Origin of the sequence: Lysinibacillus sp. fls2-241-R2A-57, from assembly GCF_030209535.1 — a bacterium.
Lineage (GTDB): Bacteria > Bacillota > Bacilli > Bacillales_A > Planococcaceae > Lysinibacillus.
This window is the reverse complement of the sequence record NZ_JARVRU010000114.1, coordinates 21,983-34,134: the sequence shown is the minus strand read 5'-3', so window position 1 is coordinate 34,134 and position 12,152 is coordinate 21,983. Positions and strand designations below refer to the sequence as shown.

11 protein-coding genes and 2 pseudogenes are annotated in these 12,152 nt (G+C 37.3%); 11 read left to right on the top strand and 2 right to left on the bottom strand.

Going from position 1 to position 12,152, the window contains the following annotated elements; translation table 11 throughout:
• Nucleotides 1-642 precede the first annotated feature (642 nt).
• The 3 genes from QRN68_RS17565 (at nucleotide 643) to QRN68_RS17555 (ending at nucleotide 3,752) form a co-directional block, all read left to right on the top strand.
• Nucleotides 643-1,044 carry a hypothetical protein gene (locus tag QRN68_RS17565; protein ID WP_285398201.1) on the top strand — a complete coding sequence of 134 codons (402 nt, stop codon included), beginning with the start codon at nucleotides 643-645 and terminating at the stop codon, nucleotides 1,042-1,044.
• A 165-nt stretch (nucleotides 1,045-1,209) separates the two neighbouring features.
• Nucleotides 1,210-2,502, top strand: a complete 1,293-nt coding sequence (locus tag QRN68_RS17560) for a bifunctional folylpolyglutamate synthase/dihydrofolate synthase (RefSeq protein ID WP_285398200.1) — start codon at nucleotides 1,210-1,212, stop codon at nucleotides 2,500-2,502.
• Nucleotides 2,499-3,752 (top strand): bifunctional folylpolyglutamate synthase/dihydrofolate synthase, encoded by a 1,254-nt coding sequence (locus QRN68_RS17555; RefSeq protein ID WP_285398199.1) that lies wholly within the window; start codon nucleotides 2,499-2,501, stop codon nucleotides 3,750-3,752. Before QRN68_RS17560 ends, QRN68_RS17555 begins: the two co-directional genes overlap by 4 nt.
• A 488-nt stretch (nucleotides 3,753-4,240) precedes the next feature.
• On the opposite strand, the gene QRN68_RS17550 is transcribed toward QRN68_RS17555, so the two are convergent.
• Nucleotides 4,241-4,669: an SRPBCC family protein gene (locus tag QRN68_RS17550; RefSeq protein WP_285398198.1), complete on the bottom strand. Its 429-nt coding sequence runs from the start codon at nucleotides 4,667-4,669 to the stop codon at nucleotides 4,241-4,243.
• 276 nt (nucleotides 4,670-4,945) lie between these two features.
• Nucleotides 4,946-5,071 (bottom strand): hypothetical protein, encoded by a 126-nt coding sequence (locus QRN68_RS17545; RefSeq protein ID WP_285398197.1) that lies wholly within the window; start codon nucleotides 5,069-5,071, stop codon nucleotides 4,946-4,948.
• Nucleotides 5,072-5,175: 104 nt separating this feature from the next.
• On the opposite strand from QRN68_RS17545, the gene QRN68_RS17540 reads away from it, so the two are divergent.
• The 8 genes and pseudogenes from QRN68_RS17540 (at nucleotide 5,176) to minC (ending at nucleotide 12,151) form a co-directional block, all read left to right on the top strand.
• Nucleotides 5,176-5,829 carry a hypothetical protein gene (locus QRN68_RS17540; protein ID WP_285398196.1) on the top strand — a complete coding sequence of 218 codons (654 nt, stop codon included), beginning with the start codon at nucleotides 5,176-5,178 and terminating at the stop codon, nucleotides 5,827-5,829.
• A 99-nt stretch (nucleotides 5,830-5,928) separates the two neighbouring features.
• Nucleotides 5,929-6,522 carry a Maf family protein gene (locus QRN68_RS17535; RefSeq protein WP_285398195.1) on the top strand — a complete coding sequence of 198 codons (594 nt, stop codon included), beginning with the start codon at nucleotides 5,929-5,931 and terminating at the stop codon, nucleotides 6,520-6,522.
• Between the two features lie 34 nt (nucleotides 6,523-6,556).
• A pseudogene (gene radC / locus QRN68_RS17530) lies at nucleotides 6,557-7,078 on the top strand (RadC family protein); the annotation flags it as partial.
• 1,107 nt (nucleotides 7,079-8,185) lie between these two features.
• Nucleotides 8,186-8,332 (top strand): annotated as a pseudogene (locus QRN68_RS17525) (JAB domain-containing protein); the annotation flags it as partial.
• Nucleotides 8,333-8,984: 652 nt separating this feature from the next.
• On the top strand, nucleotides 8,985-10,004 hold the full coding sequence (locus QRN68_RS17520; protein ID WP_285398194.1) for a rod shape-determining protein: 1,020 nt from the start codon (nucleotides 8,985-8,987) through the stop codon (nucleotides 10,002-10,004).
• Nucleotides 10,005-10,016: 12 nt separating this feature from the next.
• Nucleotides 10,017-10,931, top strand: a complete 915-nt coding sequence (gene mreC / locus QRN68_RS17515) for a rod shape-determining protein MreC (protein ID WP_285398193.1) — start codon at nucleotides 10,017-10,019, stop codon at nucleotides 10,929-10,931.
• Nucleotides 10,931-11,455, top strand: coding sequence for a rod shape-determining protein MreD (gene mreD / locus QRN68_RS17510; RefSeq protein WP_285398192.1), 525 nt, complete (start codon nucleotides 10,931-10,933; stop codon nucleotides 11,453-11,455). Before mreC ends, mreD begins: the two co-directional genes overlap by 1 nt.
• Before the next feature lie 27 nt (nucleotides 11,456-11,482).
• On the top strand, nucleotides 11,483-12,151 hold the full coding sequence (gene minC / locus QRN68_RS17505) for a septum site-determining protein MinC (protein WP_285398191.1): 669 nt from the start codon (nucleotides 11,483-11,485) through the stop codon (nucleotides 12,149-12,151).
• Nucleotide 12,152 lies beyond the last annotated feature (1 nt).

The window sequence follows — 12,152 nt, the reverse complement described above, 5'->3', positions numbered from 1 at the left end:
TTGAAGAAATAATGGATTTATTAGGCTTATCGAGAGAAGAAATTGAGAGAATAAAGGATCTAGATTTACCGCAAGATTAACACATATAAAGTATGACTAAATATTTTGTCTATTCAATTTTCACAATAAAAAAGCTACCTGTTACCAGGTAGCTTTTTTATTGTGAAAGAAACTATAGATTTTTAGGGTATAGTTTTCGTTAGGTTGAAGCGCTACATCTTCGAGCCTAATGTGTTTTAGATCATTTGTATTGTATGAAACAAAAGGTAGATACAGTTTTAGGGAAAAATATATAGTATTTTTAATGATAATCAGTATAATGTATGAGTATATACTTATTTGTGGTAGGGTAAAAAAACCTATTAATAAATAAGGTTGGATTGCCTGAATATTTTAAAACGAAAATATATTTGGCTCACCACCAAAAGTTGTGGATGACATTTGTTAAAACGTATCCATTTATATAAGTTGATCTTCGTTCCGGCTGAACGCCCCAGAAAGCTTTGCTCTGTGCGAAAGCGAAGCGTCAGCAACAATGCGCCCAGTCGGAACGGAAATCAATCACACGTTTTGATGATGAGCTATATATTTGGGTTATTTGGATGTTTTAAGTAGATATAATGTGTTAAATGGGGGTTTGAAATGATAGGGAATATCACAACGATTATTACGAGAATAAATAAAGCCTGTGATGATATAGATTTTGTTAGCGCAAGAGTATTAATTGAAACCAATCTAATGAAATTATCAGAAGCAAAACACTATCGTTTATTAAATGCAAATGGTCGGGTACTCATAAAGCATGTATTAGTAGATAGAAAGGATCCTGTAGAATCTAAAAATAAATTAACACGGACAGATTTATTAACGATTAATAAAATTAATGAATATTCCTCGAATTTTGATATTGCCATGCTAAAAAGAACTTTAAAAAACTCCTTCGAATTAATGCAAAGATCCGACGTTCTTCTGCTTTTAAATAATGATGCAAAAATTATTCTAGATAATATGGGAGCACTATCAGGTGCACAACAACTCCAATAGTATGAATTTAAAACACGCGGTTTCTCACTTAATAAAGTGCTTTTCTGTGTGTTTTTTTAGCTTTCATTCCAAGTGTATTTAAACATGAGTTTTTTTAGAAATATATGTGTATTGGGCGCTACTTGTACTAAAATAGAGATATTGTAGTAAGAGGGAGTGTTTCTTTTGTTTAAATCGATGAAAGAATGTACAGATTTTATTTTTACGTTAAAGGCAGTTGATCATAAACGCGCACCACTTGTATTGATGCGAGAGGTACTAGCACTTCTAGATAACCCACAGGACAAGCTACGCGCTATTCATTTAGCAGGCTCAAATGGAAAGGGTTCAACAGTGAATGCGCTAAGGGAGATGCTACAACATGGTGGCTACAAAGTAGGTGCCTTTACTTCACCTCATTTAGAGCGTGTCAATGAACGAATGACTATTAATGGAACTCAAATTTCTGATGCGCAATTTTTATATTATATGAACAAAGTTGTTAATATTATTGAGACACATTATGAAGGTGAATTTCCAAGCTTTTTTGAAGTCGTAACACTTATTATGTTCCAATACTTGTCGGATGAGGAAGTGGATATTGCACTGATTGAAACCGGACTAGGTGGACGTTTAGACGCTACGAATGTCATTACGCCACTTATTTCAATTATTACAACGATTTCACTAGAGCATACTGCATTTTTAGGAAATACATTTGCAAAGGTAGCGCTTGAAAAGGCAGGAATTATTAAAGAAGGTGTACCGATTGTAGTGGGTGTTAAAAGTGAAGAGGCACTTACTGTTATTCAGAAGGTAGCGAATGAACGTCATGCGCCATGCTTTGTTTTAGGACAGGATTTTACGGTTGGAAATATAGTGCAAGGTGCTAATATACAGCACTTTAATTACCAAAAATCAAATGTGGAAATGGTTGATGTCCCATTAAAAATGGCTGGGCCACATCAGATAAATAATGCAAGTCTAGCGATTACGGCTGTTCTAACGTTAAGAGAAAATGGAGCAATTGACATTCCAGATGAGTCAATCCGTCAAGCGTTGGCGAATGCTCAGTGGGCAGGCCGTTTTGAGCAATTACCTCGCAATATAGTATTAGACGGAGCACATAATTCTGAAGGAACAGCTGCACTCATTCAAACACTTAAAACGGTATATCCACACCAAAACTATCGAATTATATATGCGGCATTATCAGATAAAGATCATGCGAAAAGTATTGCTTTAATGGATAGTATTGCAACATCAATTTCATTTACGCAAATTGAACTGCCGAATGCTATGCCTGCTGAAAAATTAGCTGCATTATCTACAAATACGAACAAAACGTATAGTACGGATTGGCGTGAAATGCTTCAAGCAATGCTACATCAAAGTAATGATGAGGATATTATAGTTATTACAGGTTCGTTGTATTTTATAGCTGAAATACGACAATGGCTACAGGGGGAACAACGATGATTCCAAAATTGAATAGCTATAAGGAAAAGTGGAATGTTCAGAGCGATGATGTTATTAAACCTGGCCTAATTGCGATTGAAGAGGCATTGACACGAGTAGGTAATCCAGAGAATAAATTGCAAGTTGTGCATTTAGCAGGGACTAATGGTAAAGGCTCAACTCTTACATTTCTAGAATCAATCGCCAAAGAACATGGCTTACGTGTTGGTAAATTTATGTCTCCTTGTATTTTAGATGTACATGACCAAATTCAAGTAGAAGGCCAAGCAATGACAGAAGCGGAAATGAATCAAGTATTCCAACAAATGCATGCTGCCGGACTTAGTGGAAAACTAACAGATTTTGAACTTTTAACTGTTGCAGCTTTTTTACATTTTGTTGCGAGTAATGTAGATATTGCCCTTATTGAAGCAGGTATGGGGGGCTTACTGGATAGTACGAATGTGGTTACACCAATTGTATCAATCATACCAAGTATCGCATTAGAGCATACGAATTTTTTAGGAGATACGATTGATAGTATTGCCTACCATAAAGCAGGAATTATTAAGCAGGATCGATCAGTTATTATCGGCGAGCTACCTTTAGAAGCAAAGAATATAGTCTATCAGGAAGCCTCAAAAAAACATGCATCCGTTCTTGAGCTAAATCACCAATTTTATGTGAAGCAAGAGAATGAGGGAGAGAGCTATGAGTATAAAGACAATGGCCTCTGTATTACAAAGCTTAAACGCACAATGAAGGGAGCGCATCAGGCGAATAATATGGCACTTGCTATAACAGCCTTTTTGGAAGTGGCGACCTCATTAGAGTTACAAGTAAGTAAAGAAGCTATTCAAAAAGCTGTGAAAAACGCAACTATCTTAGGCCGCTTTGAAGAAATTTTGCCTTATATTTTTTTAGACGGTGCGCATAATCCAGCGAGTGCTGAGAAATTAATAGAAACGATAAAGCATGAGTTCCCGGAAGAGCAGATTACTTTTGTCATCGGCATTCTTGCTGATAAGGCTGTAAAAGAGATTTTGCATCAATTTGAGCAAGTAAGTGATTATTTTTACTTTGTTGATTTCAATAATCCTCGTGCGATGGCTGCTCAAAAAATGTTTGAGCTGTCCAACGCCTCTCATAAAGCAGTTTTAGAAGATTATGTGCAATTTTTAAAACGACAGTCAGAAAGCAAGTCGAGAACTATTGTATCGGGTTCGCTGTATTTATTAACGGAAGTACGTAGTAAATTGAAAAATATTTAACATATAGTCACGATATATTTACAGTAAAGATCAGGTACTCATCATAAAAATGAGTCCTGATTTTTTTATATTTAGTGTGAAAATTCCAAAACATTGGATCATCATCAAAAGTTGTGGATGACATTTTTAAAAATATATGCCCTATATATTGTTGACCTTCGTTCCGGCTGGGCGACTCCTTGGGGATCACAGATGAGACCCTGGAGCGAGCAACTAGGGGAACGAAGGCTAAAAGCATTACGTCCTGTGATAACGCCTTCGTGACCAACATCCTTTTGGCCCAAGCGGCTCATCGGACGCCCCCAGTCGGAACGGAAATCAACCACAACACGTTATGGTGATGAGCCAAAACATTTCTATTATGTGCTGTATCCTTAGTATTTGCACGATAAGCCTGTTTAGAAGATTCCCTTCCCAAGCAAAAACTCTTTAATTAGAGGTTATTTTTTTATAAGATTTTTTCCAATTGGTTACTCTTGGGTTTACATCTATATAAAATAAATTTGCGCTATTCTCTCTTTGATTTCCTCGAGCACTTTTTCCCAATATATTTTCATTTCCTCCCTTACATTCTGATCAGAAAGTTTTTCTTGATGAAAACTAATAGTTGTTTTATTATTTGCACTCGATATAATACGAACTTGAACTGTTGATGCCATTTCCCACCCCACTTTTTGCCAAGTTAAGCGAAGTTGCTGTAAAGGCTTAACAACGCGGATTTCTCCGGACCCTGATTTCGTAATATAAATCTGCCCCTGTTCAAGGATAATACCCGTACTTTCTCCTAACCATAAGTTTAACCCATCTTGTGAAGTAATAAGATTCCAGGCTTTTTCTTGGGAAATAGGGAATGTCCTTCTAACACCTACTTGAAATCCAGCTGTCTTTGTTTGACCAATAATTTTTTGATTATCCATCTTTTCACCTCGATATTTCAAGATTATTTGTCGGTAAATATTATTTCTATTTCCTCTCTATTAACTCCTTTTCTTATTCAATAATTTTGTTCTTTGATAGAGAGCGAAAGAATACATTTAAGAGTCCACCTTTTATTTTTATAGTTTATGGTAAACCTTTCGATACAATTAAACCTCGAAAAAACTATTAAATCAAAATATAGTAAATTAGCATTTACACATACTTTTATACATATACTTATATGAAAATGTAGCAATCTCAACTTTTTACATCTTTCAGCGGGGTGTCCAAACATCTGCTGAAATAGAGGAATTCTGTCTAAGAACGCAACGTCCTGTGGCAACGACTGAGTGACCAACATCTTGTTGTTGCTGACGCTTCGCTTTCGCACAAATAAACATCTGCAGGCCTAAGCACAAAGCAGATTCCGGACGCAATTATACCGAGGGATACCGAGGCATAATTGATATTTACTTTGAACGTTGAAGAAAGAGGTGATGGACGAATGAAAATTGTCAGTCAGGTAATGAAAAAACAAATATTTCGTGCGATGTTTATTGGAGGAGTAGTCGGACTTTTTGGTGTAGCCATTTTTTTAGGTGTTCTTCAAGCGAGCACTCAATTTTCTTTAAAAAATGATAGTAACGAAGTAGCTAGTAATAGTAATAGTAATAGTAATAATAAAGACGCAGAAACAATTCCAACAGCAGGGGGAGCAACGAACGGATCCATGTTTTTTGCAAGTCAAGCAGGGGTTTATTCAAATTATGAAAGTGCAAGCTCGTTTGTATCTGAACACCCTTCATTAAAAGAAAGTGCCATTGTTGAGATAGATGGAAAATTTTATGTTTGGACAAGTATGGTGACAGATGAAAGTCAACTTGTTTTTTTAAAAGATCCTGCAACATTTAAAAAAGCATTTAGTGTAAGCAGTGACAGCTGTAAGGAGGCGACGATTGCAGAGCTTCCATCTGTGCTCGCTGACAAAAAAGCAACAAAATTAAATTTTAAGGATAATTTGAAGGATTCTACGCTACCTGCTGATTGGCAAGCTATTGGTACGGCAGCCTCTTCAATTTCAAACGATATCAACGTTATTCGCTTACATGTTTTTGCTCATTACAAATCAAAAAATGCTTGTCTTCAAGTGAAATTTTAAACATCAAAGATAGTGAAATATGCATTATCTTGATTTTTTGAAAATTTTCAAATCCCAAATTCTCCGTTATGATAGCTAATAAGGAGGATTGGTCAGACAATGTTTAAGACAAATCAAAAGCTAGTGCTTGCTTCTGCGTCACCACGACGAAAGGAATTGCTTGCTATGCTATCACTTCCATTTGACATAATATCTAGTGAAGTAGAAGAGACAAGTGTCCAGGCAACTACAATGCAAGATTATGTTAAAGGTGTAGCACTATTAAAAACACGTGATGTGGCAAAAAAAGCTCCAAATGCGACGATTATTGGAGCCGATACTATTGTTGTTTATGATGATAAGCTACTCCATAAACCCAAAAATCGTGAGGAGGCAATTTCTCACTTAATACGTTTATCAGGCAAGCATCATGCGGTCATGACAGCTGTTGCCATTATTGAACCTGACGGTAATGAAACGACATTTGTCGAAGAGACAAATGTTGTCTTTCATCATTTATCGCAGGATCTTATCGAAGCATATGTAGATTCGGGAGACCCATTTGATAAAGCAGGTGGTTATGGCATTCAAACTGCTGGAACCCTTTTAGTGAAGCGAATTGAAGGAGATTATAACAATGTTGTCGGCTTACCACTTGCAGCGTTGTTTACGCAATTGGTAGCACTCAATATTATCCAATTTGCGAAGGAGTGAGGCTTTTTTGACAAATGATGTTTTACCAAGAATGATGATACGAGACGTTAATATACAGGATCGACCTCGTGAAAGACTACTGCGCCAAGGAGCTATGAGTTTATCGAATCAGGAGCTGCTGGCCATTTTACTAAGGACAGGCACTAAGGAAGAGTCTGTTCTTGTACTTGCAAATCGCATACTAAGTGTTTTTGAGCGTTTACATCATTTGAAACATGCAACTATTGAAGAAATGGTTGCTATTAAAGGGATTGGTGAGGTTAAAGCCATTCAAATATTAGCTGCAATTGAACTCGGTAGACGCCTTGCTCAGAAACAAAGCGATGAAAAATATACGATACGTTCACCGCAAGATGCCGCTGCCTATTTAATGCCTGATATGACCTCACTGAGTCAGGAACATTTTGTAGTTCTTTTTTTAAATATAAAGAATCAAATTATTCATAGAAAGACGATTTTTATAGGCAGTCTAAATGCTTCAATAGTCCATCCTAGGGAGATTTATCGCGAGGCTGTAAAGAGGTCTGCGGCTTCTATAATTTGTGCGCATAATCATCGTGCGACACGTTCGTAACTAAAAAGGTTGCGCACGCTGTCTTATAGTCAAATGGCTAGAAGAGAGTCGTGAACTCTTCACTTGATAGGTGGAATGAGAGGGTAACGCCTTGAAACGCCTACTCTAATACTCCGACATGCGGTATTTGAGTGTGTAGAAGAATGCCGTGTGAAGCTCGGTGAAGTCGGCTGAATGTTGCCGTAGTGCTTATATGAGTAACCGAAAGCTAACTAGAGGTAGTTGGTGCAACTGATAGGCCGGGAGTCGTAAAAAGCTTAATATGGTGAGAATGTGGTAAAACACTGACGAACTAGCGAAGGAAATGTCTGTGAGTGGCGAACACTTAGAAATGAGTGGGCTTGATAAAAGAGTCAAGCGCGTTCCGTGGGCGAGTACTTATGATGGTTTTGAAAGCTTCATGCATCGTTACAGGCGGTGGAGAGGACGTCAGGCAAGAGCTAGCACCTACGTTAAGTATTGATAGAGTGAAGGGAACGTGGAAAGCTACTGACACAAGAAGGGACACACCTGATGACGTGGTGGGGAGGAAAGGATTCGTCTATAACTTTTCTTTATGGTAGTGAGAGTAGAGGCAGGAGCGTTGAAGTTTCTGTAACGGAGATGGAGCAATAGCCTCAAGTCGATTGTTCATATTATTTCAACTCAAAAATTCAAGGATTCTCGTATGACGAAAAAGGTCATGAGCCGTGAATAGAGCGTGATAGACCTTGAACCAAAATTTTAACGAATTGTCTTTGATAACTTGATATATGAGATTGCAGGAAGAAAATAGAGTGCGAAAACCAAGTCATTCGGTTCCTGCGTAAAATATCCACCGTACCAAAAGAGCGTCCAAGCGTTGGACATCTAAGGTTAGAACACCCCGAAGTAACGCTCAGGGAGACGAGAGGTTGCTTTCGTCGTGGAACTGAGAAGCTCCCACTTCAAGCTAAGTGGTGAGTAGTTCACAAGGGATTGTTTGACTCAATTGAGGAAAATGAAATAAATGAACGGTCGATGGAACGCCGTGTGCGATGAAAGTTGCATGCACGGTGTGGAGCAGGGGAAAAGGTGAAGATGATTTCAAAGCCTTACCTATTGCTATCTAGCGGCGTGCCGACACCCAGTGATGAAGATATTGAAGTGACGAAAAGAATTTTAGAGGCTGGATATATTATTGGCATTGATTTGATCGATCATCTTATCATCGGCGATCATCAATTTATTAGTTTGAAAGAAAAAGGTTATTTCTAACTCTGCAGGCTTTTTGCAGAGTTTTTTTAGGTCCTAGTCAATCTATCAATAAAAATAGCTAGGTCTACGAAAGGTAGGGGCAGTCGCAGGAATTTTCAAAAGCACGGATAGAACATCAAAAAGAGAAGGTATGGAATGTTTTGGAAACTATTCGCGTTGTTCTCATCTTACATTTGGTGTTGCTTCAAATCTCTTCGCTATTTAAAAATAAATATTTTTGTATTTTTTTGCGAAAAACTAAAATGAAAGCGAACCTTTTTTTTAATAAAACGTTATTGTACTCGTAGAAATGTCTATTATATTCACAAAAATTGGTAGCCTATTACACGTTGTCTTACAAGAATAAAAATTATATGCTAATCTATACGTACTATTTTTAGTTTAGGAGGGAATTAAAATAGTATCTTTTCTGCGAGAAGAGGCATGTGGCACTATAAATTCTTGCGTTTATCCGTTATAATGAACGGTATGATTTTATCTTTATTCAGAAGAAGCCTCTCACTTCAACAGGTGTGAGATGAATGAGTGTGTAGTTTTTTCAGTGGGTGTTTAACATCGATTGAATGAAGATAAAGCTTCTGGGTGTAATTACACACCGGAGTGTAGTTGATGTCAACGAAAGTATGGCTTAAATAGAAAGGGAGTACACAAATTGTTTGGATTAGGAAGTAAAGATGTCGGGATTGACCTCGGCACAGCGAATACATTAGTGTTTATTAAAGGGAAGGGAATCGTTTTACGCGAACCTTCAGTCGTAGCAAAAAATACAAAAACTGGAGATATAGTTGCAGTTGGTAATGATGCAAAAAATATGATTGGTCGTACACCTGGTTCAATCGTAGCAATCCGTCCTATGAAAGATGGCGTTATTGCTGACTTTGATATTACTACAGCAATGATAGGTTATTATTTAAAAGAAGCTTGTAAAAATTCTGGTGGAAATTGGAAAAAACCAAATGTTATGATTTGTGTGCCTTACGGTATTACATCAGTTGAACAACGTGCGGTTATTGATGCTGCTCGTCAAGCAGGTGCTAAAGAAGCATTTACAATTGAAGAGCCATTTGCAGCAGCAATCGGTTCAAACTTACCAGTATGGGATCCAACAGGGTCAATGGTCGTTGATATCGGTGGTGGTACAACAGAGGTAGCTGTTATTTCATTAGGTGGTATTGTAACAAGTGAATCCGTGCGTGTTGGCGGGGATGCAATGGACCAATCCATCATTTCGTATATTCGTAAAACGTATAACTTAACAATAGGTGAACGTACTGCAGAAGCAGTTAAAATGGAAATTGGTACAGCATTGGCTGAGGGTCCAGAAAATAGAATGGAAATTAGAGGACGCGATCTTTTAACAGGTTTACCTAAAACGATCGAAATTTCTTCACAAGAAATCTCTGAATCTTTACGTGAAGCGGTAGCATCTATTATTGATGGTGTTCGTAAAACGCTTGAACAAACACCTCCTGAATTATCTGCAGACGTAATGGAACGCGGAATTGTTTTAACAGGTGGTGGTGCGCTATTAACAAATCTAGACAAAGTTATTAGCCAAGAAACAAATATGCCAGTATTTATCGCAGAAGATCCACTGGACTGTGTTGCTATTGGTACAGGTAAGGCTCTAGAACATATTGATTTAATTCGTGCACAACAAGTAAAAGGGTAGGAGGTTTAGGCAATGCCACACTTTTTTTTCAATAAGAAATTAATTTTGCTGCTTGTGGGCATGGTTTTTCTTGTGGCATTGATTAGCTTCTCATTACGTGATCGGACGAATGCAACTTTACCAGAGCAAATTATTAAAGATACTGTCGGCGTCGCACAATCTATTGTTGCGAAGCCGGCGAATTATATTGCGGGTGTTTTTAATAATATTGATTCCCTCTTAAACACGTACGAAGAAAATAAACGTTTAAAAGCACGCTTGGAAGAATTTGCAGCTGTACAAGCTGAGGCAACGGAATTGAAATCAGATAATAATAAGCTTCGTGAGCTTCTCGACAAATCGGAGAGCTTAAAAGAATTTAATCCAATTAATGCCACAGTTATTGCTAGAAATCCTGACCAGTGGGAAGAAAAAATTATTTTAGATAAAGGATCTTCACACGGTGTAGAAAAAAATATGGCAGTTATGACAGCGAAAGGGTTAGTCGGTAAAATTACAGTAGTGACACCTTTCACCTCTGAGGTAGAGCTTTTAAATACAAGTAATCCAAACTATCGTGTTTCTGCGATGGTGTTAGGAGATAAAGAAGCATACGGTTTAATCGAGGGCTATGATAAAGATCGTAATGAACTTATTATGAAGCGAATCGATTCAAGTTTAACAGTTAAAAAGGGCCAGCAAGTAGTTTCATCAGGACTTGGCGGTATTTTCCCAAAAAATGTGCCAATCGGAGAAATTACAGAAGTAAGTACAGATGATTATGGTTTAACAAAGATGGCTTATGTAAAACCATCTGCTGATTTTTCAATATTAGATCATGTTATTATTGCTAAACGAACATCTACAGTAATAGATGGATCTGATGGTAATGCAACGAACAAAGATTTAACGAATCCGCAAGGGGCGAGTGAAGAGGAGGAAAAATAATGGTTCGATTTCTCATTCCCTCTGTAGCGGTTTTACTATTTTTACTAGAACCGCAGTTTGCTATGCTTTCACCCATTGAAGTGAAAGGGCATATCTATTATTTAGTACCAAGATTTTTAATCTTATATTTAATATTTATTTCCATCTATTACAGCCGTCAGCGAGCGGTAATGTATGGACTTTTTTTTGGTGTCTTGTATGATGTGTTTTACATTGATATTATTGGATTATATTCAGTACTGTTTCCGCTTATTTGTTTTATAGCAGGGTCTATCGTGAAAATTATTCATCAGCACTTAGTTGTGACAACAACAATTTCAGTTGTTTTAGTAGCAATTTTAGAATTTATACTCTATCAATTCTTCTATCTTATCGACTTTACAACGATTCCATTATCGGAATTCTTACGTTCACGACTGCTGCCAACGATCATTGCTAATGCATTGTTTTTAGTGATTCTTGGTTGGGCCTTCAAATATCTAATTAATGCGCGTGTCTTACAGAGAGCACGTGAAGTTTCTTAACAAAGAACAACGTGGGGTGAGGCATTCATGAAAAAACAGTTAGTTAATATGAAGGGAACAAAGGATGGATTTGTTCTTCATTTAGACGATCAATGTGCGTATGTCGATTTAGTAGAAGAACTTAAAAAGAAAGTTTCAGAAAGCGGTATCGATAGCAAAGTAGATGTACAATTATATTTAGGCTATCGATACTGTTCTGATAAACAAATTAAAGAGCTTATTAAGATTGTTCAAGAAACAGAGCAATTAATCGTCTCGAAAGTGCAAAGTGAAGTACTGACTGTCCATGAAAGCGACCAGAAAAGGATTGAAAGTCAACAAGATACATATTTAGGGGTGGTCAGATCAGGTCAAATTCTGCGTTCGCCAGGAGATATTATTATCGTCGGGAATGTCAATCCGAATGGACGTGTAGAAGCCGGTGGCAATGTGTATGTCCTAGGTAAACTCAAAGGAATTGCACATGCTGGTGTTCATGGTAATAAAGATGCAATTATTGCAGCATCTCGCCTTGAAGCCACGCATATCATGATTGCTGACCAGGTTCAGGCTATGTCAGACGAACATGTAAAAGCAATGAATCAGGAAGAGATGACTTGTGCATTTATTGGCTATGATGGACGCATTACGTACGATCAAATTCACGCGTTAAAAAATATTCGACCATTGTTAAATGTGTCTAAGGGAGGAAGCTAGT